At 65.4% G+C, this 23,418-nt stretch carries 21 protein-coding genes, 1 pseudogene and 1 riboswitch; of the genes and pseudogenes, 9 read left to right on the top strand and 13 right to left on the bottom strand.

Annotation, left to right across the window (positions count from 1 at the left end; all coding sequences use genetic code 11):
* The first annotated feature begins 58 nt into the window (after window positions 1-58).
* The gene (locus tag J6500_RS20080; RefSeq protein ID WP_225714420.1) at window positions 59-1,270 is read left to right on the top strand and encodes an NADP-dependent isocitrate dehydrogenase; all 1,212 of its coding nucleotides are present in this window, start codon (window positions 59-61) and stop codon (window positions 1,268-1,270) included.
* Between the two features lie 37 nt (window positions 1,271-1,307).
* Complete coding sequence (locus J6500_RS20075) at window positions 1,308-1,817, top strand: DUF3455 domain-containing protein (RefSeq protein WP_225714419.1); 510 nt, start codon at window positions 1,308-1,310, stop codon at window positions 1,815-1,817.
* Window positions 1,818-2,125: 308 nt separating this feature from the next.
* Here the strand turns inward: J6500_RS20075 and J6500_RS20070 are convergent, their stop codons facing one another.
* The 3 genes and pseudogenes from J6500_RS20070 to alaS form a co-directional block, all read right to left on the bottom strand.
* Window positions 2,126-2,977 carry an MBL fold metallo-hydrolase gene (locus J6500_RS20070; RefSeq protein WP_225714418.1) on the bottom strand — a complete coding sequence of 284 codons (852 nt, stop codon included), beginning with the start codon at window positions 2,975-2,977 and terminating at the stop codon, window positions 2,126-2,128.
* A gap of 284 nt (window positions 2,978-3,261) precedes the next feature.
* A pseudogene (locus J6500_RS20065) lies at window positions 3,262-3,988 on the bottom strand (cyclic nucleotide-gated ion channel); the annotation flags it as partial.
* Window position 3,989: 1 nt separating this feature from the next.
* Complete coding sequence (gene alaS / locus J6500_RS20060) at window positions 3,990-6,662, bottom strand: alanine--tRNA ligase (protein WP_225714417.1); 2,673 nt, start codon at window positions 6,660-6,662, stop codon at window positions 3,990-3,992.
* A gap of 205 nt (window positions 6,663-6,867) precedes the next feature.
* Window positions 6,868-6,955: riboswitch (glycine riboswitch) on the top strand.
* Between the two features lie 141 nt (window positions 6,956-7,096).
* Between alaS and gcvT the strand changes: the two genes are divergently transcribed.
* The 4 genes from gcvT to J6500_RS20040 all read left to right on the top strand — a co-directional run bounded on the left by gcvT (window position 7,097) and on the right by J6500_RS20040 (window position 12,166).
* Entirely contained in the window at window positions 7,097-8,242 is a 1,146-nt protein-coding gene (gcvT, locus tag J6500_RS20055; RefSeq protein WP_225714416.1) for a glycine cleavage system aminomethyltransferase GcvT, read from the top strand.
* Between the two features lie 9 nt (window positions 8,243-8,251).
* The gene (gcvH, locus tag J6500_RS20050; RefSeq protein WP_225714415.1) at window positions 8,252-8,617 is read left to right on the top strand and encodes a glycine cleavage system protein GcvH; all 366 of its coding nucleotides are present in this window, start codon (window positions 8,252-8,254) and stop codon (window positions 8,615-8,617) included.
* A 156-nt stretch (window positions 8,618-8,773) separates the two neighbouring features.
* Entirely contained in the window at window positions 8,774-11,647 is a 2,874-nt protein-coding gene (gene gcvP, locus J6500_RS20045; RefSeq protein ID WP_225714414.1) for an aminomethyl-transferring glycine dehydrogenase, read from the top strand.
* A 75-nt stretch (window positions 11,648-11,722) separates the two neighbouring features.
* Window positions 11,723-12,166, top strand: a complete 444-nt coding sequence (locus J6500_RS20040; RefSeq protein WP_225714413.1) for an acyl-CoA thioesterase — start codon at window positions 11,723-11,725, stop codon at window positions 12,164-12,166.
* A gap of 36 nt (window positions 12,167-12,202) precedes the next feature.
* Here J6500_RS20040 and J6500_RS20035 read toward each other — a convergent pair whose 3' ends face one another.
* The 4 genes from J6500_RS20035 to J6500_RS20020 all read right to left on the bottom strand — a co-directional run bounded on the left by J6500_RS20035 (window position 12,203) and on the right by J6500_RS20020 (window position 15,148).
* Window positions 12,203-12,400: a hypothetical protein gene (locus J6500_RS20035; protein WP_225714412.1), complete on the bottom strand. Its 198-nt coding sequence runs from the start codon at window positions 12,398-12,400 to the stop codon at window positions 12,203-12,205.
* A gap of 1 nt (window position 12,401) precedes the next feature.
* Window positions 12,402-13,202 carry a hypothetical protein gene (locus tag J6500_RS20030; RefSeq protein ID WP_225714411.1) on the bottom strand — a complete coding sequence of 267 codons (801 nt, stop codon included), beginning with the start codon at window positions 13,200-13,202 and terminating at the stop codon, window positions 12,402-12,404.
* Between the two features lie 179 nt (window positions 13,203-13,381).
* Window positions 13,382-14,470: a recombinase RecA gene (gene recA / locus J6500_RS20025; RefSeq protein WP_225714410.1), complete on the bottom strand. Its 1,089-nt coding sequence runs from the start codon at window positions 14,468-14,470 to the stop codon at window positions 13,382-13,384.
* A 429-nt stretch (window positions 14,471-14,899) separates the two neighbouring features.
* Window positions 14,900-15,148, bottom strand: a complete 249-nt coding sequence (locus J6500_RS20020) for a hypothetical protein (protein WP_225714409.1) — start codon at window positions 15,146-15,148, stop codon at window positions 14,900-14,902.
* Between the two features lie 610 nt (window positions 15,149-15,758).
* On the opposite strand from J6500_RS20020, the gene J6500_RS20015 reads away from it, so the two are divergent.
* Window positions 15,759-15,959: a hypothetical protein gene (locus J6500_RS20015; RefSeq protein WP_225714408.1), complete on the top strand. Its 201-nt coding sequence runs from the start codon at window positions 15,759-15,761 to the stop codon at window positions 15,957-15,959.
* A 67-nt stretch (window positions 15,960-16,026) separates the two neighbouring features.
* On the opposite strand, the gene J6500_RS20010 is transcribed toward J6500_RS20015, so the two are convergent.
* From J6500_RS20010 to J6500_RS20000, 3 genes are all read right to left on the bottom strand, one after another.
* Window positions 16,027-16,257 (bottom strand): hypothetical protein, encoded by a 231-nt coding sequence (locus J6500_RS20010; protein ID WP_225714407.1) that lies wholly within the window; start codon window positions 16,255-16,257, stop codon window positions 16,027-16,029.
* 103 nt (window positions 16,258-16,360) lie between these two features.
* Window positions 16,361-16,645, bottom strand: coding sequence for a hypothetical protein (locus J6500_RS20005; protein ID WP_225714406.1), 285 nt, complete (start codon window positions 16,643-16,645; stop codon window positions 16,361-16,363).
* A gap of 74 nt (window positions 16,646-16,719) precedes the next feature.
* Window positions 16,720-16,851 carry a peptidylprolyl isomerase gene (locus J6500_RS20000; protein ID WP_225714405.1) on the bottom strand — a complete coding sequence of 44 codons (132 nt, stop codon included), beginning with the start codon at window positions 16,849-16,851 and terminating at the stop codon, window positions 16,720-16,722.
* 157 nt (window positions 16,852-17,008) lie between these two features.
* Between J6500_RS20000 and J6500_RS19995 the strand changes: the two genes are divergently transcribed.
* Window positions 17,009-18,484: an amidase gene (locus tag J6500_RS19995; protein WP_225714404.1), complete on the top strand. Its 1,476-nt coding sequence runs from the start codon at window positions 17,009-17,011 to the stop codon at window positions 18,482-18,484.
* A gap of 269 nt (window positions 18,485-18,753) precedes the next feature.
* Window positions 18,754-19,218 (top strand): PaaI family thioesterase, encoded by a 465-nt coding sequence (locus tag J6500_RS19990; protein WP_225714403.1) that lies wholly within the window; start codon window positions 18,754-18,756, stop codon window positions 19,216-19,218.
* Window positions 19,219-19,453: 235 nt separating this feature from the next.
* On the opposite strand, the gene J6500_RS19985 is transcribed toward J6500_RS19990, so the two are convergent.
* From J6500_RS19985 to J6500_RS19975, 3 genes are all read right to left on the bottom strand, one after another.
* Window positions 19,454-21,478 (bottom strand): pyrroloquinoline quinone-dependent dehydrogenase, encoded by a 2,025-nt coding sequence (locus tag J6500_RS19985; RefSeq protein ID WP_225714402.1) that lies wholly within the window; start codon window positions 21,476-21,478, stop codon window positions 19,454-19,456.
* Between the two features lie 75 nt (window positions 21,479-21,553).
* A complete protein-coding gene (locus tag J6500_RS19980) occupies window positions 21,554-23,029 on the bottom strand; it encodes a caspase family protein (protein ID WP_225714401.1) in 1,476 nt (491 codons plus the stop codon).
* A gap of 131 nt (window positions 23,030-23,160) precedes the next feature.
* Window positions 23,161-23,385 (bottom strand): hypothetical protein, encoded by a 225-nt coding sequence (locus tag J6500_RS19975; protein ID WP_225714400.1) that lies wholly within the window; start codon window positions 23,383-23,385, stop codon window positions 23,161-23,163.
* Between the last annotated feature and the right edge of the window lie 33 nt (window positions 23,386-23,418).

Below are 23,418 nucleotides of genomic sequence, written 5' to 3'. Positions count from 1 at the left end.
GCGGGGGAATCCACCCCCGCCGTCAAAAGCGCGCTGTTCCCAAGAGGGCCTCTCCGTCATGGCAAAAATCAAGGTGTCCAACCCCGTCGTCGAACTCGATGGCGACGAGATGACCCGGATCATCTGGCAGTACATCAAGGACAAGCTGATCAACCCGTTCCTGGATGTCGAGCTGCTCTATTTCGACCTCGGGATGGAATACCGCGACAAGACCAATGACCAGGTGACCATCGACGCCGCCAACGCCATCAAGAAGGTCGGAGTCGGCGTCAAATGCGCCACCATCACCCCGGACGAGGCCCGGGTGAAGGAATTCGGCCTGAAGGAGATGTGGAAGTCGCCGAACGGCACCATCCGCAACATCCTCGGCGGCGTGATCTTCCGCGAACCGATCATCTGCAAGAACGTGCCGCGGCTGGTTCCCGGCTGGACCAAGCCGATTATCATCGGCCGCCACGCCTATGGCGACCAGTACCGCGCCACCGACATCCGCTTCCCCGGCAAGGGCACGCTGACGCTGAAGTTCGTCGGCGAGGACGGCACGGTGATCGAGAAGGAGGTCTTCAAGACCCCCGGCGCCGGCGTCGCCATGGAAATGTACAATCTCGATGACTCCATCGTCGACTTCGCCCGCGCCTCGTTCAACTACGGCCTGATGCGCAACTATCCGGTCTATCTGTCGACCAAGAACACCATCCTCAAGGTCTATGACGGCCGCTTCAAGGACATCTTCCAGGACGTGTTCGACCGCGAGTTCAAGAAGGAATTCGACGCCAAGGGCCTGACCTACGAGCACCGCCTGATCGACGACATGGTCGCCTCGGCGCTGAAGTGGTCCGGCGGCTATGTTTGGGCCTGCAAGAACTATGACGGCGACGTGCAGTCCGACACCGTGGCGCAGGGCTACGGCTCGCTCGGCCTGATGACCTCGGTGCTGCTGACCCCGGACGGCAAGACGGTGGAAGCCGAGGCCGCCCACGGCACGGTGACCCGCCACTACCGCGAGCACCAGAAGGGCAAGGAGACCTCGACCAACTCGATCGCATCGATCTTCGCCTGGACGAGAGGCCTCGCCCACCGCGCCAAGCTCGACAACAATCCGGAGCTGGCGAAGTTCGCCTCGACGCTGGAGAAGGTCTGCGTCTCGACCGTCGAGGAAGGCTACATGACCAAGGACCTCGCGCTCCTGGTCGGCGCCGACCAGCGCTGGCTCTCGACCACCGGATTCCTCGACAAGGTCTCCGACAATCTCGTGAAGGCGATGGCCTGACGGCTGTCGCTACCGGACTACAGCAGCGAGCGTGACCATGATCCATTCCAGAGCCGTCACGCTCGCATCGATGTTGCTGACGGGATCGGCGGCGTTCGCTGCCGATCCGCTGCCCGAAGCGATCGCGGCGTCGAGCGAGACCGCGGTGCTCACCGTCCACGCGCTGGGGGCGCAGGTCTACGAGTGCAAGCCGGTCACCGACGGCAAGCTCGCCTGGTCGTTCCGAGAGCCGGTCGCCACCCTGATCGAGGGCGGCCGGACCGTCGGCCGGCACTATGCCGGCCCGAACTGGGAGCATGTCGACGGCAGCGCCATCACCGGCCGCACCGCAGGCTCCGCGGCGGGCGCCGCCGCCTCCGATGTTCCCTGGCTGAAGCTATCCGTGATCTCCCGCCGCGGCGAGGGCGTGCTGTCCGCCGTCACCACCGTGCAGCGGATCAACACCTCCGGCGGCCAGCTCGAGGGTCCCTGCGACAAGGCCGGCGCGCTGAAAGCCGCCCCCTACTCCGCCGACTACGTCTTCCTGCGCAAGAACGACGGACACTAAAGCATGATCCGGAAAAGTGCGAAGCGGTTTTCCGAACAGATCATGCGCAAAAAGAGCTAAAGCGATGACGATTCAACCAAATCTCATCGCGCTTTAGCTGGGGTGTCTAATCCATAACTCCGCCTGCTGGACGAACGTCGGCATAACGAATGGGAGCTGACAAAATGGCGCGCTTGGTCATGTCGGCTAAGGGGCAGGTGCAGCCGCGAGCAGATGCAGCATCTCCGCCAGAAATGCTCAATCGGGCATTGGTCCTGTCCCTTGATGCGCCCCCGATCTCTGAAGGCCTTTGATAGGCGGCATCGACATCAGTTCGCTTTCTTCTCACGCTCGACAACGAGCCGCTTCTCGGCATTGGCCTGCAAATTGTCGAGCTGCTCGCGGAAACCGGGCAAGTCTACGAGAGGATGCGGATCCGTAGGTTTGCGCGTCTTCAGCCGATCTTTCGCTTCGGTGAGCCCCGTCGAGAAGCCATGTGTGGCAATGTGCAACTCTACGGGACGGTCGCCATCCTGCGTGAGGGCGCGGATTCGCTTTACACTGGCGATGTACGCTTCCACTTGATCAGGCCCACGTATGCGATTGAGCCCGAGGCCGCCGACCGTGAACGCGCGGTAGGTGCGAGCGCCATCACGCGCATCGAATGCGAACGAGACGGTTCCCATTGTATGACCTGGTGTCTCGAACGCCTGAATGGTGACGTCGCCGCCGGTGACCACCTGACCATCCGTAAGCACGATGTCAGGCTCTATCATCGTCCACGGTCTGGGACGGGTGGCTGACAGTGCAGCCTCTTCTGCGGCCTCGCGCCAGCCCTCGCGCGACATGGCGAAGCGCGTCCCGGGTTCCAGCACGGACTTAAGATGCGCTGCGCCGCCGGCATGGTCAAAATGACCGTGCGTGATGACGACAAGCTTGATGTCCTTGGGGTCGAGCCCGAGCGCACGGACATTCGCCAAGAGTTGCTCGGTGTACGGTTCATAAAGGGTATCGATCAGCACATGTCCCTGCGGCGACGTGAGAAGCCAGGCTGAGACCCAACAAATTCCAACGTAGTAGACGTTATCGAAAGCCTTGTAAGGCTCGATCTTCTGCGAGACGGCAATCTCGAGGAACTGCGCGACTTTTCCTTTTTCGCCGAATTCATTCCATGCAGCCATCAGAGGCGCCGACTCGCAATTCGTCGGCCGCGGCTGCTCCTGCGCAGACGCTTCGGCCGATAGCAGAGCCAGCGCTGCGACTGCATTTCGGAATCGAAGCGTCATGGTCGCGCTCCCCCCGTTGAAGCAATACATCGACAAGCCGAGCTGCCTGTGTCGGCATCGACCGATATATACCAAGAAACAGGTTCGCAGGGCAGCGGTAGAACGATTGTTGCGCCGCAAACCCCGATGGAGAGGTGAAGCGCCGCTGCCGCGCCTGCTCAACCTAATTCCATCCCGCCTTAATCCCGGTTGCCGCCGTCGACTTCGGCCGGCGCCGCCTGCGCGATCTCTTCGGCCGCGACATCGCCGCCGGCCGCGCCGGTGTCGGCGAGCCGGGCTTCCGCGGTATCCTTCAAATGCGCCGCCAGCGTCGGCATCCGCTCGATCAGAGCGTGGAAATCCTGCGCATCGAGCGCCAGCAGCCGCGTTTTGCACGTCGCCGTCACGGTGCCGGAGCGCTGGTCCGCCGGAGCAGCGCGATCTCGCCGAAGAAGCTGCCGTCAGATAGCCGCACCCGCTGGCTCGGCAGGTCGATCTCGACCTCGCCGGAGGTGATGAAATACATCGACGAGGCGGCCTCGCCGCGCCGCACCAGCACCTCGCCATGCTCGATGGTCTGCGAGCGCAACAACCGCATGATGTCGGCGATCTCGGCCGCGCCGAGATGGGCGAACAGCGGCACCCGCGCCAGCATGCCCCTGGTGACGACGAAACCGCGGCGCCGCACCTCCTCGTCAAAAGGCGGTCGAGACGATTGCGACCGGCAGCGCGATCATCGCAAAGCCGACCACGATGGCGAACACCGTGACGATCCGCCCCAGCGGCGTCACCGGGACGACATCGCCATAGCCGACGGTGCCGAGCGTCACGATCGCCACCACATCGCCTGCGGCATGCTGCGAACTTTCCCGACTGCACCGTGTGCTCGATCGCATAGAGCAGCGCGGCGAACGGGAGCACCGCGCCGTCAGGCGCCGGCCATCGCTTCTTCGATCGCGGACAATGCAGCGTTGGCCTTGGCGCCGTCGGGGCCGCCGGCCTGCGCCATGTCGGGCCGGCCGCCGCCGCCCTTGCCGCCGAGAGCTTCGGAGCCCTTGCGCACCAGCTCGACCGCGTTGAAGCGCGAGGTCAGATCGGCGGTGACGCCGACCACGATGCCGGCCTTGCCGTCCTCGGTGACGCCGACGATGGCGACCACGCCGGAGCCGATCTGCTTCTTGCCGTCGTCGACGAGGCTCTTCAGGTCCTTTGTCTCGACGCCCTCGACCGCGCGCGCCAGCAGCTTGACGTTGCCGACCTCGCGGACCGCGGCGGCCGCGCCGTTCGATCCGCCGCCACCGCCCATCGCCAGCTTCTTGCGGGCATCCGACAGGTCGCGCTCGAGCTTCTTGCGCTCCTCCATCAGCGCGGCGATGCGCGCTGGCACATCCTCGACCGTAGTGCGCAGCTCCAGCGCCGCGGTCTTGGCCAGCGCCATCGTGTCGTTGGCGTGCTTGCGCGCGTAGCGGCCGGTGAGCGCCTCGATGCGGCGCACGCCCGACGCCACCGCACTCTCGCCGGTCACCGAGATCAGGCCGATATCGCCGGTGCGGCGCACATGGGTGCCGCCACACAATTCGACCGACCAGCCGAGCGCGTTCTGGCCGTGCTCACGGGCGGAGTTGCCCATCGAGACGACACGAACCTCGTCGCCGTACTTCTCGCCGAACAGCGCGCGGGCGCCGGCCTCGCGGGCGTCGTCCACCGCCATGATGCGGGTGGTGACCTCGGCATTTTCGAGCACGACGTCGTTGGCGATGTCCTCGACCCGCGCCAGCTCTTCCGGCGTGATCGGCTTCGGATGCACGAAGTCGAAGCGCAGCCGGTCCGGCGCGACCAGCGAGCCGCGCTGCGCGATGTGATCGCCGAGCACCTGGCGCAGCGCCTCGTGCAGCAGATGCGTCGCCGAGTGATGGGCGCGGATCGACGCCCGCCTGGCGTGATCGACCTCGAGCTGCAGCGCGGCGCCGACCTTCAGCATGCCCTGCTCGACAGTGCCGAGATGCACGAACAGATCGCCGGCTTTCTTCTGCGTATCGGTGACGCGGAAGGTGACGCCCTCACTGGTCAGCACGCCGATGTCGCCGACCTGGCCGCCGGACTCCGCGTAGAACGGCGTCTGGTTCAGCACGATCGCGCCAGTCTCGCCAGCCTTAAGGCTGTCGACCTCGGCGCCGTCCTTGACCAGCGCCGCGACCACGCCCTCGGCGCTCTCGGTCTCGTAGCCCAGGAATTCGGTCGCGCCGAGTTTCTCGTGCAGCGGGAACCAGATCGCCTCGCTCGCGGCCTCGCCCGACCCCTTCCAGGATTCGCGCGCTTTCTCGCGCTGGCGCTCCATCGCATCGGTGAATGCCGCCTGGTCGACGCTGATGCCGCGCGACTTCAGCGCGTCCTGCGTCAGGTCGAGCGGGAAGCCGTACGTGTCATACAGCGTGAAGGCGGTGTCGCCGTCGAACATGTCGCCCTTCTTGAGGCCGGCGCTCTTCTCGTCGAGCAGCGATAGTCCGCGCATCAAGGTCTTGCGGAAGCGCGTCTCTTCCAGCCGCAGCGTCTCCTCGATCAGGTTCTCGGCGCGCACCAGGTCCGGATAGGCTTGGCCCATCTCGCGGACCAGCGCCCAGACCAGCCGATGCATCAGCGGCTCGCTCGCACCGAGCAGCTGCGCGTGGCGCATCGCGCGGCGCATGATCCGGCGCAGCACATAGCCGCGGCCCTCGTTCGAGGGCAGCACGCCGTCGGCGATCAGGAACGCGGACGAGCGCAGATGATCCGCGATCACGCGGTACGAGGCGACGTTCTGCTCATTCGGGCCGTGTCCGATTGCGGACGACGCGGCGTCGATCAGATGGCGGAACAGGTCGGTCTCGAACACGCTCTCGACGCCCTGCAGGATGGACGCCATGCGCTCCAGTCCCATGCCGGTGTCGATCGAGGGACGCGGCAGCGCCACGCGCTGCTCCTTCGTCACCTGCTCGTACTGCATGAACACCAGGTTCCAGAATTCGAGGAAGCGATCGCCGTCCTCCTCCGGCGTGCCCGGAGGTCCGCCCCAGATGTGCTCGCCGCGGTCGATGAAGATTTCCGAGCACGGACCGCACGGACCGGTGTCGCCCATCGCCCAGAAATTGTCCGAGGTCGAGATGCGGATGATGCGGTCGTCCGGGAAGCCGGCGATCTTCTTCCAGTGCCCCGCCGCCTCATCGTCGTCGTGGTAGACGGTGACGAGCAGCTTGTCCTTCTTCAGCCCGAACTCCCTGGTGATCAGGTTCCAGGCAAGCTCGATCGCGCGCTCCTTGAAGTAATCGCCGAACGAGAAGTTGCCGAGCATCTCGAAGAAGGTGAGATGGCGCGCGGTGTAGCCGACATTGTCGAGGTCGTTGTGCTTGCCGCCGGCGCGGACGCACTTCTGCGACGTCGTGGCGCGCTGATAGGCACGCTTCTCGACCCCGGTGAAGACGTTCTTGAACTGGACCATGCCGGCGTTGGTGAACATCAAGGTCGGGTCGTTGCGCGGCACCAGCGGCGACGACGCCACGATCTCGTGGCCGTTGTCCTTGAAGTAGTTCAGAAATGTCGACCTGATGTCGTTGACGCTGCTCATGGCTCACCCAACCGGAAAAAGGGGCCGGTCAGGCGCAAATTGGCGTCATTTCCGGCCGAACGCTTTTAGACAAGGCCAGCTACGGTGTCCAGAAACTGTGCAGGCAAATCATAAGCTTGCCGCGGCAGCACAAAGCCCGTTGGATAGTTGCTGCGGCTGCGTTGACAGTGCTGGCGGCACCGTGTTTCTTACCTACCTGTACCTAGTAGTCACGTCGGGAGAGACCGGCCCTGGGCCGGCGCCGAAGGAGCAACCGCCCCGGAAACTCTCAGGCAAAAGGACCGCGTGACGTCTGACATCTGGAAAGAGGCGCTGGGGTTCTCCCCGATGCGTCCGCCGACGGGATAATACTCTCAGGCACAGCGACAGATGGGGCTTTCTGCAGGTTTCTCAAGGGGAAATGGGTCCCCGACGGGAACCGCGAGGGCCCTGTGATGCTTGCGCGCGAAACCTCCCCGCTGAAACAGACCCCGCTGCATGCGCTGCACCTGGCGCGCGGCGCCAAGATGGTGCCGTTCGCCGGCTACGACATGCCGGTGCAATACGCGGCCGGCGTGCTGAAGGAGCACCTGCACACTCGCGCCAATGCCGGGCTGTTCGACGTCTCGCATATGGGCCAGCTCACGCTGAAGGCCAGATCCGGCAACATGGCAGAGGCGGCGCTCGCCCTGGAAAAGCTGGTGCCGCAGGACATTCTGGGAATCGCCCCGGGACGGCAGCGCTACGCGCAATTCACCAACGCCGACGGTGGCCTGCTCGACGACCTGATGGTGGCGAATTTCGGCGATCATCTGTTCCTGGTGGTCAACGCCGCCTGCAAGGATGAAGACGAGGCGCATTTGCGCGCGCATCTCTCCGAGACTTGCGAGATCGTGTCGCTGGCCGACCGCGCGCTGATCGCGCTGCAGGGACCGAAGGCCGAAACGGCGCTGGCGAAGTTCTGCGCAGATATCGGTTCGATGAAATTCATGGATGCCGGCCCGCGCCGCGTCGCCGACATCGACTGCTTCGTGTCCCGCTCCGGCTATACCGGCGAGGACGGTTTTGAGATTTCGGTCCCATCGGACAAGGCCGAGGCGCTGGTGACAGCGCTGCTCGACGATCCCGACGTGCTGCCGATCGGGCTCGGCGCGCGCGACAGCCTGCGGCTCGAGGCCGGGCTGTGCCTGTACGGCCACGACATCGACACCACGACGACGCCGGTCGAGGGCGCGCTGGAATGGTCGGTGCAGAAGGTCCGCCGCAGCGGCGGCGCCCGCGCCGGCGGCTTTCCGGGTGCCGACAAGATCCTCACCCAATTCGCACAGGGCGCGGCGCGCCGGCGCGTTGGGCTGCGGCCGGAGGGCCGCGCGCCGGTGCGCGAAGGCGCCGTGCTGTTTGCCGATCCGACATCGGCCGAACCGATTGGAAAGGTGACGTCGGGCGGCTTCGGCCCGAGCCTCAATGCGCCGGTTGCGATGGGCTACCTGCCGACCTCGCTTTCCGCCACAGGCACCACCGTTTTCGCCGAAGTGCGCGGCCAGCGGCTGCCGCTCAAGGTCGCCGCCACGCCCTTCGTCCCCAATACCTACAAACGCTAGAGGTTCTCCATGACGACGCTGTACACATCCGACCACGAATGGCTCCGCATCGAGGGTGACGTTGCCACCATCGGCATCACCGATTACGCGCAATCGCAGCTCGGCGACGTCGTGTTCGTCGAACTGCCCAAGGTCGGCCGCAGCCTGAAGAAGACCGAAGCCGCCGCCGTCGTCGAATCCGTCAAGGCCGCCTCCGACGTCTATGCCCCGATCACCGGCGAGGTGATCGAGGTCAACGAGGCGCTCGCGGCCGAGCCCGCGCTGGTCAATTCTGATGCCGGCGGCAAGGCCTGGTTCTTCAAGATGAAGATAGCGGACAAGGGCGAGCTCGGCGGCCTGATGGACGAGGCCGCCTACGCCGCGCACACCGCCTGAGCGAATGAAGCAAATTGCGACCACACCCCCGCTGTCGTCGCCCGGCTCGACCGGGCGACCCAGTACGCCGCGGCCCTTCGGCATGAGCGCTGATGTCCCGGCGTACTGGCTACCCCGCTTTCGCGGGGTATGACGGTAAGAAACGAGGATCACGCCATGAACGCGCCCTTCAAGCCGAGCAACGAAGCCGCCACCGATTTCGTCCGCCGCCACATCGGCCCGTCGCCGCGCGACATCGGCGCGATGCTGGAGACGGTGGGCGCCGCAAGCCTGTCGGCGCTGATGGGCGAGACGCTGCCGTCCTCGATCCGCCAGAAAGCGCCGCTCGATCTCGGCCGCGCGCTGAGCGAGACCGAAGCGCTCGCCCACATGACCGAGCTCGCGAGCCAGAACCAGGTGTTCACCTCGCTGATCGGCCAGGGCTATTCCGGCACCATCCTGCCCGCGGTGATCCAGCGCAACATCCTGGAGAACCCGGCCTGGTACACGGCTTACACGCCGTATCAGCCGGAGATCAGCCAGGGCCGGCTGGAGGCGCTTTTCAACTTCCAGACCATGATCTGCGATCTCACCGGGCTCGATGTCGCCAATGCCTCCCTGCTCGACGAGGCGACCGCGGCGGCCGAGGCGATGGCGCTCGCCGAGCGGCACTCGCAGGTGAAATCGAAACTGTTCTTCGTCGACAAGGAGGTGCATCCGCAGACGCTGGCGGTGATGCGCACCCGCGCCGCCCCGCTCGGCTGGGCGCTGGTGGTCGGCGATCCCCTCACCGAACTCGACAAGGCCGACGTGGTCGGCGCGCTGCTGCAATATCCGGGCACGACGGGCGCGGTGCGCGACCTGCGGCCGGCCATCGCCGCGCTCCACGCCAAGGGCGCGCTGGCGATCGTCGCCGCCGATTTGCTGTCGCTGACGCTCTTGACCTCGCCCGGCGAACTCGGCGCCGACATCGCGGTCGGCTCGGCGCAGCGCTTCGGCGTGCCGATGGGTTACGGCGGACCGCACGCCGCCTACATGGCGGTGCGCGATGCGCTGAAGCGCTCGCTGCCCGGCCGCATCGTCGGCCTGTCGGTCGATTCGCGCGGCGCGCCTGCCTATCGGCTTGCGCTGCAGACCCGCGAGCAGCACATCCGCCGCGAGAAGGCGACCTCCAACATCTGCACCGCGCAGGTGCTGCTCGCCGTGATCGCCTCGATGTACGCGGTCTATCACGGTCCCGAGGGCCTGACCCACATCGCGCGCAGCGTGCATCGCCGCGCCGCGGTGCTGGCCGCCGGCCTGCGCAAGCTCGGCTTTGCGCCGACCAGTGAAGCCTTCTTCGATACCGTGACCGTCGAGGCCGGCGCGAAGCGGAACGAGCTGATCGCCCGCGCACTGGCCGAGCGGATCAATCTGCGGATCGGCGACACCACGCTCGGCATCGCGGTCGACGAGACCACGACGCCCGAGACCGTCGAGGCGGTGTGGCGCGTGTTCGGCGGCAAGCTCAGCTTTGCCGAGATCGAGGCGACCGCGCGCGAGGGGCTGCCGAAGGAGCTGAAGCGCACCAGCGCCTTCCTCACCCATCCGGTGTTCAACACCCATCGCTCGGAGACCGAGCTGCTGCGCTACATGCGCAAGCTCTCGGACCGCGACCTCGCGCTCGACCGCGCGATGATCCCGCTCGGCTCCTGCACGATGAAGCTCAACGCCACCACGGAAATGATCCCGCTGACCTGGCCGGCATTCGGCCAGCTGCATCCGTTCGCGCCTGCGGATCAGGCCAAGGGCTATCATGCGCTGTTCAAGCGGTTGGAGCAGTGGCTGTGCGACATCACCGGCTATGACGCGGTGTCGCTGCAGCCGAACTCCGGCGCGCAGGGCGAATATGCCGGGCTGCTGGCGATCAGGGGCTATCACCTCGCGCGCGGCGAGCCGCACCGCAAGGTCTGCCTGATCCCCTCCTCCGCGCACGGCACCAATCCGGCCTCGGCGGCGATGGTCGGCATGGAGGTCGTGGTGGTGGCGTGCGATGCGCGCGGCGACGTCGACGTGAACGATCTGCGGGCCAAGGCCGAGAAGCATTCCGCCAATCTCGCCGCGGTGATGATCACCTATCCGTCGACGCATGGCGTGTTCGAGGAGCATATCAGCGAGATCTGCGACATCGTGCATGCGCATGGTGGACAGGTGTATCTCGACGGCGCCAACATGAACGCGCAGGTCGGGCTGTCGCGGCCCGGCGATTACGGCGCCGATGTCAGCCATCTCAATCTGCACAAGACCTTCTGCATCCCGCATGGCGGCGGCGGCCCCGGCATGGGCCCGATCGGCGTCAAGGCGCACCTCGCGCCTTATCTGCCCGGCCATCCCGCGACCGACGGCGCGACCGTGCATCCGGTCGGCCCGGTGTCGGCGGCGCCGTTCGGATCGGCGTCGATCCTGACCATCTCCTACATCTACATCCTGATGATGGGCGGCGAAGGGCTGACGCGCGCGACCGAGGTCGCAATCCTCAACGCCAACTACATCGCGGAACGGCTTAAGCCGCATTTCCCGGTGCTGTACCGCAATGCCCGCGGCCGCGTCGCGCATGAGTGCATCGTCGACCCGCGGCCGCTGAAGACGACAAGCGGCGTCACCGTCGACGACATCGCGAAGCGGCTGATCGACTACGGCTTCCACGCTCCGACCATGAGTTTCCCGGTCGCGGGCACGCTGATGATCGAGCCGACGGAGTCGGAGTCGAAGATCGAGATCGACCGCTTCTGCGACGCCATGATCGCGATCCGGGGCGAGATCGCAGAGGTCGAGAAGGGCCGCTGGACGATCGAGGCGTCGCCGCTGCGTCACGCCCCGCACACCGTGCACGACATCGCCGACGATGGGTGGGACCGCGCCTATAGCCGGGCCGAGGGCTGCTTCCCGGCCGGCGTATCGCGCTCCGACAAATACTGGAGCCCGGTCGGCCGCGTCGACAATGTCTATGGCGACCGCAACCTGGTGTGCTCGTGCCCGCCGGTCGAGGATTACGCACAGGCGGCGGAATAGACGTTATTGCAGGATGGGCAGAGCCAGCGGCTTTCCCCATCCCGCGGTCCGAAGCTGCGCGCGGCAGGAGGATTCATGCGCGAGGAATTCTGGTTTCATTTCCCGTTTCGCGTCCGCTATTCCGAGGTCGATGCGCAGGCCGTGGTCTTCAACGCCCACTATCTGACCTATTTCGACACCGCGATCACGGAATATTTCCGCGCGCTCGGCTACGACTATCTCGGCGAGGTCGCGCGCACCGGCATCGACTTCCACACCGTGAAGTCGGTGGTCGAGTACAAGGCGCCGATCCGCTTCGACGAGGACATCGACGTCTGCGTGCGCGTCGCGCGGATCGGCCGCTCCTCGATCAACCTTGCGCTCGCGATCTTCGCCAAAGGCTCCGGGACGGGTTCCGAGGACCTCCGCGCCACCGGCGAGATCATCTGGGTCGCCGCCGACCAGAAGACCCATCAGTCCGTCGCCGTGACGGAAGACCTGCGGGCGCTGATCGCGAGCCGGGAGAAGGCGCTGGCTTAAGGGATAGATGCGACGACCCGACAGACTTCAGTCAAGTTACGGCGCCACCAGCGCGCGGGTCTCGGCATCCCAGCGCCACAACCTGTCATTGGTTAACTCGGTACCGCCCCACCAGCGATCAATCGGATTGTGCCGGCTGAAATCGTCGGTGCGTGCGACAATCGCCTTGCCGAGTTCGGTCAGCGCAAGCCAGCTCTGCTTGTAGCGCTTGTGACGGTCGGGCTGATCGTGCATGCTAGATCGAAAGGCCCCTCGTCGAGGCCGGATATGGCGGGCACAGGGCAACGAGCCAATCCGTCCAGCAGGGCGCCGACCTCCCAGTAGCCGAACGTCTGGCGGTCATTGGCTTTCTCGTGCCCGGGAACAGGTCGTAAGGATGGACATGTCCGGCCGATAGCAATTCGAGCATCCGCATTTCCGTCGCGCCAAGTCCACACTGGCGCAAGGGCAGCTCTTCAAGGAGCGCAGTGACCGAATTTCGTAGCTGCGGAAGCGCACGCAAGTCCTGCGGCAATAGATCGAACCAGGCCTCGGGCGTCGGCGCGCGCCAGGCCGTCCACGCCGCGCTGGCGGTTTTGAGATGATGGTCGCCAAGTGGGACAAGCCGCAGTTGTGACGCGGCCAATTGATTGGGCTGCTGACGGCCGATCGCGCTGTCCGCATGCAGGATGGCAGCCTTCGACACCACATTCGCATGCCGACGCAGATAGTCCAACAGCCAGATCAGCTGCAACTGTGAGTTCGGATCCGGATCGACCCACAGATCGATCGCGTCGAAATGTTCGCAGAATTCGATCAATCCAAGTCCTTGACGACGCGCTTCGTCGAATGGTCTGCTGGTAAGATTGTCGAGCCAATGCGACCTTGGCGCACTGTTCGATGCCGAGCGCGGCAAGAGGAAAGAATCGAGCTCACTCGGCGGCTGCAATCTTCCCCAGACAAACCGCAGCTCGACGGCAATCACGCAATCGGCGAGTTCTGCCGCCTTCAGGCCGCCCGCGCCACTATCGGTAAAGGTGAGAACGAGGCGTGTCATGTGAGTTCACGTTGCGAGGGGCAACGACGACTTGATCGGGAGCCGGACGAGCTGGTCAAAATCAAACGCTTCACCGGTCCGCTCATTGAGCGCTACACACAAACGAAACGGGCGCCGAAGACGTCGGCAACTCAACGTCCTCAGCGCCCGCTTGCAGCGAACTTATGTCGCCCGGAGGCCTACTCCTCGGTCGGCTCCTCGCCCTCGGCGTCGCGCTCGGGCGTGCCGGCGAGGATCTGCTCGGAGATCAGGCCCGAGTTCTGCCGGATCGCGGCCTCGATCTTCGCGGTGATGTCGGGGTTGGCCCGCAGGAACGCCTTGGAATTCTCGCGGCCCTGGCCGAGCCGCTGGCTGTCATAGGAGAACCAGGCGCCGGACTTCTCGACCAGGCCGGCCTTGACGCCGAGGTCGAGGATCTCGCCCATCTTGGAGACGCCCTCGCCGTACATGATGTCGAACTCGACCTGCTTGAAGGGGGGCGCCAGCTTGTTCTTCACCACCTTGACGCGGGTGGTGTTGCCGACCACCTCGTCGCGCTCCTTGATCGCGCCGATGCGGCGGATGTCGAGACGGACCGAGGCATAGAACTTCAGCGCGTTGCCGCCGGTGGTGGTCTCCGGCGAGCCGTACATCACACCGATCTTCATGCGGATCTGGTTGATGAAGATCACCATGGTGTTGGACTTGTTGATCGAGGCGGTGAGCTTGCGCAGCGCCTGGCTCATCAGCCTGGCTTGCAGGCCCGGCAGCGCATCGCCCATCTCGCCCTCGAGCTCGGCCTTCGGCACCAGCGCCGCGACCGAATCGATCACCAGCACGTCGACCGCGCCGGAACGCACCAGAGTGTCGGCAATCTCGAGCGCCTGCTCGCCGGTGTCGGGCTGCGAGATCAGGAGTTCATCGATATTGACGCCGAGCTTGCGCGCATAGACCGGATCGAGCGCATGCTCCGCGTCGATGAAGGCGCAGATGCCGCCCTTCTTCTGGCCTTCCGCCACCGTGTGCAGCGCCAGCGTGGTTTTCCCCGAGGATTCCGGCCCGTAGATCTCGACGATGCGGCCCTTCGGCAGACCGCCGACACCGAGCGCGATATCGAGCCCGAGCGATCCCGAGGACACCGTCTCGACATCCATCGAGCGGTCGTTCTTGCCGAGCTTCATCACCGAGCCCTTGCCGAACTGGCGTTCGATCTGGGAGAGCGCGGCTGAGAGCGCCTTGGACTTGTCCATAGAGGATCCTTCGACAATACGCAGTGCGGTGACGGACATTTGGGATGTGCTCCTTATGGCGAGGATTCGCTAGCAGGACAAACGGGGCGGATGCGACCGGGCGGAATGCGCTGTTGATGGAAACACCGTACCATGTTTGTTCTCCGTTCGCAATATGTTCTTTTCGCTGCATGGGGTGCTGTCTGTATTTAAGCCCTAGTGTCCGAATTTGAATTTGAGAGTGTCCTAATTCCGATTGAGCTAATCGTAACCAATTCTTAGCCGTTGTTCTCGGTAGGACTACCAAGGGGCACCTGCGTCCCGTTCTTTAGATCAACGGCTGGAACGGATACGGAATGCCGAATATCGGTATAAGCCGCGATACCCTCATCACAATTGCTGCTTACAGCTCGATTGCGTTTGGCGTGCTGGCCCTAGTAATCCTGTCTCCGTGGGTGAACGGAGTTCCATCTTTGACTTGTTCCGGCTCTAGACCAGTTCTAAAATTCGCACGGGTAAGGGGTGTTCGGACGAACTTCCGTGCAGCATGAGTACAAGGCCTACATCATCGGTCCCGACGGGCGCGTTGCTCGACGGATCGACTTGGTTTGCGAGACAGAGAACGATGCCCGCGAGCGCGCAAAGCAGCTCGTTGACGGCCACGTCGTAGAGCTGTGGCAAGGCGACCGCCGGATCGCCAGCTTTGATCCGAAGCACTAAGGCCGCCTCGCCGTGCATGGGCCTATTGCTTTCTGTCCTAATTTGCCCTGTCGAGTGTCCTAACTAGGACAGCACCGCTGCATGGCGTCTGAATCCGTGTCCAAGCTCTCGATCCGCCTGCGCTTCCGATCTCCTGCTCACATTAACCCAGCAGAAACCATCGCTTAGTGGGCGTTCGCCGGGCAAAATTGTCGTGGAGCATCCCACGGCGACGCCGCAATATCCGGATGCACTGGGACGGATCGGCCAGCAACGCGACACGTCATGGCCTGCCGGGCTGCAACGCGCGAAAGCGACCCGCGGTGGGCCGTAGTCCGTAGTTCTCCGGCATAGAACAAAGTTCCAAAGCGCGGCAAACCGCATCGCGCGAACTCAACTTCTTGCAAGGAAATCAAGGGGGTACAGAGTGCAGCGGCGGGTGTCGGCGCCTAGTACCTTGGTACACTGATGAGCCGCGAAAAGACTGCGTAATCTTCAGGGGAACATGCCGACTCCAGCGGGGATCCGTCGCGGTAAGCGCCACCTCTATGGGAGTTCGCGGCGCTGCATATCATTTGACGGGCTTAGTTAATTAACACAACCTATGGTTTAAGTTTAGGTCGTTTGAGTCGTCACGGAACCTTTGTTGATGATCCACAGGGGCATCGAATACAGCGTCACGCAGACGATGGCGGGGATCTGGACATGGCGCTTCCAGATCGGCGACCGGGTGTTCGCCGGCAAGACCGAGGCAAAGCTCGATTTGCTGGCGATCCGCCGGGTGCAGTTGCGCATCGACCGCGAGCTGAAGAAGCTCGGTCTCGACCGGACCCGCGAACGCCGCGACTGACGCACAGCAACGGCCTTGGAAATGACCGGTGCACAGGACACCGGGGAATCGCGATCGTCGCGCGCCGTCAGTCCGCGCTCGCGAGCCGCCGCATCGTGAACTCGATGTCGCCGCCGGGCAGTTCGCGCCAACTCTCGACCGAGCTCATATAGGCCGCCTTCGGGTAGCGCGCGAAAAAGTCGCGCGCCCGCGCCCGGGCCTGCTCGCGCGGCAGGGTGAAGGTTTCGCGCAGATAGCCGTCGCCGGCCTTGCGCCGTCCGGCCATTCGGCTGGCGAGATCGCGCGGGCGAAACACCATTGTCGCAACTCCGGACCAACTGACGACACCGGCCCCAATATAGGGCCGGCGGCAGCGGAATCCGAGTCGGCGGGAACCTGGTTCGGCGCGGGCGCGGCGAGCGTTACTGGTTGCGCTGCGCGGTGCTGCCGGATTTGGCCTTCGGCTTGGCCGGATTGGCTGACGCCTTCGGCGCGTCGCTGCGCACCTGTCCCCAGGGATCGTTCGAGACCTTGGCGTCGGGAATCTTGCTGAGCGATTCCTTGTAGGCCTTCTGGTTGATGGCGTCCTGTTCCTTCTCCTCCGGGGTCTTGCTCTTGACCTCGGGCATCAGGTTGATGTTCGGCACTTGCGCATAGGCCGGCGCCGACAGCAGCATCACGACCGCAACCGCGCTCAGAATTCTCATCAAGGCGCTCCCTTCCATATCCGCTGCGGGTATATCACCGCAGAAAAGCCGGCGCCAAGCGCGCTGGCTGCGGCCTAGAGGTTGTCCGATTTGCAGGATTTCGGCGATTGCATCCAGTCGTCCCAGATCGGGCCGCACTTGGTGCAGCCACTGAGCGCAAACCCGATCGCGATGACGCCGCCGAGCATGATCAATCTGCGGAACATGAATAGCCCCACCCCCTGAGGAAGGCGCCATGGGGCGTCAAAACTGGGGCATTTTCAAGCCGTGGCAGGTGGCCGCGCGCCGCAACCTTCCGTGATGGTTTGACCCGGCGCCGGCGCAAATTACAGTGCGACACAAAGCAGAAAAGGAATCGAAGGCATGACTTTGGCGATGAGCTGGGACGAGTGGGCGCGGCATGACGGGACGGCACTCGCCGGGCGCGTCAGAGCGGGCGAATTGACGCCGCGCGAATTGGCCGCCCAGGCCGCCGCCGCGGTCGCCAAGGTCGATCCCCCGCTCTCCGCCGTCGTCGAGCTGTTCGACGATGTGATCGCCGACCCGCCACGCGATGGCGCCAATCTCAATGGTCCGTTCGCCGGCCTGCCCTTCCTGATGAAAGACCTCGGCCCGACGCTGAAGGGCCGCCTGCAGGAGATGGGCTCGCTGATGATGCGCGGCAATCGCGCCACCGCCGACACCTTCCTGACCACGCAGATGCGCAAGGCCGGCCTCAATTTGATCGGCCGCACCACGACGCCGGAGTTCGGCGTCTGCAGCTCGGCGGAAAATCCCGCGGTCTATGTCACGCGCAACCCCTGGAATACCGACTACACCACCTGCGGCTCGTCGGCCGGCAGCGCGGCGATGGTCGCGGCCGGCGCGGTACCGATCGCGCACGCCACCGACGGCGGCGGCTCGATCCGGATTCCCGCAGGGGTCAACGGCAATATCGGATTGAAGGTCTCACGCGGCGTGTTCTCGATCGCGCCGCATCTGTCCGATCTCACCGGCCTCGTCTCGATCCAGGGCTGCCAGTCGCGCTCGGTGCGCGACACCGCGGCCTTCGTCGATGCGTGCCGCGGCGGCGCGCCGGGCGAGTTCATGCCGTACTGGAGCGCGCCGGAGCCGTACACCAAAATGATCGCGCGCGATCCCGGCCCGCTCAAAATCGCGCTGTCGCACCAATGGGGCGACTATCGTGCGACACCGCACATCGCCGCCGAGCTCGAACGGGTCGGCCGCTTTCTCGAAGGACTCGGCCATCACGTCGACCACGCCCTGCCCGCGATCGACTACGCGGCGGCATTCGCGGCGCAGACCACCTGCTACATCAGCAATTTCGCTGTCGTGATCGGCAACCTGCTGGCCGCGCGCGCTCTCGAGCGGCCGCCGGCCGAATTGATCGAGCCGATCAACATCCGGATCTGGGAGCACGGCAAGGACACCAGCTTCGCCGATCGCGCCCGCATGCAGGCGGTGTTCAACACCACTTCGCGCGGCTTCGGCGCCTTTTTCGAGGAGTGGGACATCATCCTGACGCCGATCACCGCGCTGCCGACGCCGAAGGTCGGCACCACCGAATATCTCACCATCTCGGACAATCCGTCGGTGCTCGACTGGTTCGGCAATCTCTGGCGCAATTTCGCCTTCACGCCGCTCGCCAATCTGTGCGGCATCCCCGCGATCTCGCTGCCGCTCGCGACCAACGAGCACGGCCTGCCGCTCGGCATCCAGGCGATTGCAAGGCAGGCCAATGACGGCCTGCTGCTGCAGCTCGCGGCGCAGATCGAGCGCGCCATCGACGGCAAGTGGAACAACGGCGAGACGCCGCGCGTGCATGTCACGCGGAACTAGAGTGCAATGGGATTGGGTTGAATGGCGACGGCGCTGCGCTCCCTCGCCCCGTTCTTACGGGGAGAGGGTTGGGGTGAGGGGCTGCTTCCACATAGACGGTGACAGCCGGACACGTGGAGCCTCCCCCTCACCCGAAATTCAAGCTGCGCTTGAATTTCGACCTCTCCCCGCAAGCTGAGCGAGGTAAACGGAGCCCGGTGCTCAATTCGGAGTAGAAACTATCCCGCGCCAAATAGATCATGCGCAACATTTAGAGGAAACGGAACATCATGCAGCAGGGGGTGGGTGAATTTGGGATCGAGGACGCGCGGCGCGCGCTCGGCGACATTTTTGCGCCGTGGGTACAGGACCTCAATCTGTCGGTCGAGCAGTTCGAGTTTGCCCCGCCGCCCGATGGCGGCGCCGACTGGCAGCCCGGCGCCGTGCTGCGCCTGCCGTTCTCCGAGCGGCTCTGCCGCAGCGGCGGCACCGTCAGCGGCCAGGCGCTGATGGCGTTCGCCGACACCGCGATGGTGATCGCCAACCTCGCCGCCAACAAGGGCTACCGGCCGATGACGACCGTTGACCAGACCACGCATTTCATGCGCGCGGTGACCGCCTCCGACGTGCTCGCGGACGCGCGCGTGGTCCGGCTCGGCCGCACCATGAGCTTCGGCCGCGTCACACTGCTCTCCTCCACCGACAACAAGCCGGTGGCAATGGTATCGAGCGCCTTCGCGATGCTGCCCGGATAGGATAGTTGCATCTCCTCATCCTGCGATGATGTGAAGCTGCGTCCCCCACCCACCGCTGTCGTCGCCTGGCTTGATCGGGCGACGTGTGAGGAGTGACCCACGGGACAATTTCGGAATATTGGAAGAATACCCCTGAGTTGCCCGACATGTCAATTGCCTTGCCGGCAGCCCACCTGCTCCTTTGCATGGGGTTGTTTTCCATGTTTTTGGTGGCGCGCCTGCGGCGGGGGTTTTGCTAGCCGGATCGTGTGCGACGCCGCCTGCGCCAGCGCCACGGCAATCCGACGAGGACGACGAGCACGACGCCGGCCACGACCGCCTTGGCCGCAAATCGCCCGCCGGGACGGTCGATGATGCGCGACCACCATGAAGCGCCCTCGCCGGCGCGCGGCAGGCGGAACGCGACCACGCTGTCGCCGATCGAGGTGCCGGCCTCGGAGTGCCCGCCGGCGCCGATCGCGACATACTGCTCGCCCTTCCAGAGATAGGTCATGGGATTGGCGACGCCCGGCACCGGCAGCCGGCCGAGCCACAGCTCGCGGCCAGACTTGGCATCGAACGCGCGCAGATAGGCATCCATCGCGCCGGTGAACACCAGCCCGCCCGCGGTGATGGCGACGCCGTTGACCAACGGCGTGCCGGTGCGGAGCGCGATGCCGAGCGGCGCGAGATCCTCGCTGGTGCCGACCGTCGCATGCCAGAGGATCTTGCCGGCCTTGAGGTCGACCGCGACCGTCTCGCCCCATGGTGGCTTGTTGCAGAGCGTGCCCAGCGGCGACTTGGCGACCGCCCGCGACATTGCAAAGGGCGACCCGTCCTGCCGGCCGAAATCGTGGCCCGGCGGCGGATTGAAGCCCCTGGCCTGCTCACGCGGGATCAGCGTGACGATGTGCACGGCGTGGCTGACATTGGCGTAGAGGATCTGGTTGACCGGGTCGAACGCCGCGCCGCCCCAGTTCACGCCGCCGCCGGTCATCGGATAGACCACCGTGCCCTGGGTCGATGGCGGCGTGTAGAGACCCTCATTGCGCAATTGACCAAGCAGCTTCTCACAAGCCGCGCGCTCGTAGCCGGGCACCAGGCCGAACGCATCATCCGACGTGATCCGTTGCGGCAGCAGCGGCGGCACATGGGTCGGAAACGGCTGCGTCGGCGACAGCATTTCGCCCTCGGCGCCGTCCTGCGGCACCGCGCGCTCCTCGACCGGCCACACCGGCTTGCCGGTATCGCGATCGAGCACGAACACAAAGCCCTGCTTGGTCGGCTGGATCACGACGTCGCGCTGGCCGTCGCCGGTGTCGATCCGCGCCAGCGTCGGCTGCGCCGGCAGGTCGTAGTCCCAGACGTCGTGATGCACGGTCTGGAACGCCCAGGCCAGTTCGCCGGTCTCGATCCGCAGCGCTACCACCGAGTTGCCGTGCTCGTCGTTGCCGGGCCGGTTGCCGCCCCAGAAATCCGGGCTCGGCGATGTCGTCGGCAGGAACACGAGGCCGCGCGCCTCGTCCACCGACATCGGCGCCCAGACATTGCTGTGGCCGGCGGCGACGCCGTCATGCAGCAGCGGATCAAAACTCCAGCGCGGCGCGCCGGTGCGCGCATCGAAGGCGCGCACCGCGCCGAGCGGGGCATCGACCCGGCGGTTGTCGGCGATCGCCGATCCCACCACCACGACGCCGCGGCCGGTCACCGGCGCCGACGTGATCTGGAATTCGCCGGGCCATTCCAGCTTCATCCCCGCGTCGATCCTGATCTCGCCGCCAGTGCCGAAATCGGCGCAGGGCTTGCCGGTCCTGGCGTCGAGCGCGACCACGCGCACGTCGTTGGTGCCGGTGAAGATCCGCGACCGGCAGGCCGCGCCCTCTGGTGCGCGATCGTCGACCCAATAGGCGACGCCGCGGCAGACGTAACGATTGGCCGGTCGCTGCGCGATCGAGATCTTCGGATCGTAGCGCCATTTCTGCGCGCCGGTGCCGGGATCGAGCGCAATCACCTCGTTGAACGCCGTACAGAAGATCAGGCTGTCCTCGACGAACAGCGGCGTCGTCTCGAACTTGGTCCGCTTCATCACCTCGGGCGGGCGCGTCTCGAGATCGCCGGTGCGGAATTCCCACGCGCGCAGCAGCGTGCCGACATTTTCGGGCGTGATCTGCGTCAGCTCGGAAAAGCGCTGTCCGCCGCAATCGCCGCCCCAATATTCCCAGGCGAACGCTGGCATATTGCCGAGCAGCAACACCGCAACGAGACGAAACAGCAATCGCATCGCGCCCTCCGCCCGATGCGATCACTCCAGCACTGCCGCATCCTGAGCGGAGAAAGCATTTACGCGATCGGCGCCTCAGTAGCCACCCCGGCGATAACCGTCGCCGCCATGGCCGCCGCGAAAACCGCCGCCGCCGAGGCCAATGCCGATCCCGATGCCGATCGGCGGCGCCACCGGCTCGTACACCACGCGCGGCGGCGGACGGCGCACCACCACGACATCCTCCTCGACCACGACGCGCGGCGGACGCGTGCCGGCGCGGCGCGGCGGCTCGGGCTCGGCGCGCTTCTTCTTCGCCGGCGCATCGGCCTTCTTCTGCTGCGGCAGCAGTTGCGGCTGCGGCGGCGGCACCGCGTTGCACGGACACGTCGGCCCGGCCAGCGCGACATTGGTCGCCGGCGCGCTGACCGCGACCGGCGCGGTGTCGGGACGGTAGCGCAGCCGCTCGATCATCTTGCGCGCGGTCGCGGTGAGATCACTGTCGGGATACAGCACGAGGAAGGCGCGATAGGCGGCCGCGGTGTTGGTGATGACGGCCTTGTTCCACGCCACCATGCGGCGATGCCGGTCGAGCCAGTCGCGCGCTTGCAGGCCGCGCGGCGTGCCGGCATAGAGCGCGGCGAAGGCCTCGTAGGCCTCATCGGTGCCGTCGACCACCATCATCTCGTTGGCGACCTCGATCGGCTTGCCCTGCAATTCTTGCTTCCATTGGTCGACCGAGCGCTTGGCCGCCTCGGGCTTCGGCATATCCGCGGATGCCTGGGCCTGCGCCGGCGCCGATGCCGGTCCGGCGATGAAGCGGAAATCCTCGGTGAGGGACGAGGAGTCCCACGGCGTCTGGCGGCCGTCGGTGGCCTTGTTCACCGCAAGGCGCACCCGCTTGAAGGTGTCTTCAATGGCAATGCCGGGCTCCCTGGCGGTCGCCAGCAGCGCGGTCGTGTACGGGCTGTTGGCGCCGCTGCCGTCCTCGGCTTCCGCGCCCGGCGAGGTCGAGAACGACACGAAGGTGCCGGGCGCGCCGATCCTGGCATCGACGATGGCGAGCCCGTGGCCGGTGCTCTTGCCAAGTTCAGGGAATGGATTGTTGCGGCAGGCATCGAGCAGCACGATCCGCATCCGGCTCGGCACCCAGGTCAGCGTGTTCAGGATATCGTTGAGGCGGACCGCCTGCAGCGGAATGTCGGCCTCGCGCTTCGGATCGACATCGACCGGCACCAGGTAGTTCTCGCCGTCGATCTGCAAGCCGTGGCCGGCATAGAACACCAGCGCCACCGTGTCGGCGCCCTTTGCCGACACCTGGCCGGCGAAGTCGCTGATCGTGGCGCGCATCTCGTCCTGCGAGAGGTCCGAGGCCGAGGTCACGGCAAAGCCGGCATCGGTCAGCATCTGCGTCATGGCTTTTGCATCGTTGGCCGGATTGAGCAGCGCCGGCACCGACTTGTAGGCCGACTGCCCGATCACCAGCGCGAGACGGCTCTCCGCGCGCGCCGGACCGCCACCGAAGAGAATCGCAGCCGGAAGGATCAGGCTGAACAGCGCGCGACGAAGCATGGCGATCTCCCGACAACGGAATCAACAATGGGTCGGAAGTATCGGACGAAGGTTCACGCCGATCTGTGACGGCGCTCACAGCCGGCCGACGGTCGAATTTGTCGCAGGGTACGAGCCGCGCGAGGGCAAACCTATTTCGGCTTCTTGGCGGGCTCGGCCGGCTTGGTGATGCCCCAGGGATCGTATTTCTCCTTGGGCTCGGGGATGCGCTCGAGCGCGGCCTTGTAGGCCTTCTCGTCGACCTTGGGCTTGGTGTCCGCCGCCTTGTCCTGCCCTCCCCCGCCGCGCCGCCCCTGCGCCAGGACCGGAGTCGCGATCAGCGCGAGAATGACGGCCGCCACCGAAATGCGCTTCATGTCAGTCCTTCTCCCCTGCGGCCCCTGGAAACA

The organism is Bradyrhizobium semiaridum (assembly GCF_020329505.1).
GTDB classification, from domain to species: Bacteria; Pseudomonadota; Alphaproteobacteria; order Rhizobiales; family Xanthobacteraceae; genus Bradyrhizobium; species Bradyrhizobium semiaridum.
The sequence above is the reverse complement of the archived record's forward strand: the minus strand, read 5'-3'. Positions and strand labels throughout refer to the sequence as shown.